A 295-nucleotide genomic window follows, 5' to 3' on the forward strand; every position below is an offset into this window, starting at 1 on the left:
CATAATTTTTCTCCGCTGCTTCATAGTCATCTCTGCTCTGTTGTAAAATTGCAAGGTTGTTTAATGTCATTGCCACACCTGGCATGTAGGTTTCTGGATTTTTTTTAGCTAATTCTCTTCTTATACTTAAGGCTTCAACATAATTCTTCTCCGCTCCTTCATAGTCATTTCTGATATATTGTAAAACTGCAAAGCCGTTTAATGTCATTGCCACATCCGGCATGTAGGTTTCTGGATTTTTTTTAGCTAATTCTCTTCTTATACTTAAGGCTTCAACATAATTTTTCTCCGCTGC

1 protein-coding gene is annotated in these 295 nt (G+C 36.3%); it reads right to left on the reverse strand.

Annotation, left to right across the window (positions count from 1 at the left end; all coding sequences use genetic code 11):
* A partial coding sequence (locus tag ACJDU8_RS25825) for a tetratricopeptide repeat protein (RefSeq protein ID WP_406795041.1) occupies window positions 1–295 on the reverse strand: 295 nt, incomplete at both ends.

This window comes from Candidatus Clostridium eludens (assembly GCF_045310515.1).
Lineage (GTDB): Bacteria > Bacillota > Clostridia > Clostridiales > Clostridiaceae > Clostridium_B > Clostridium_B eludens.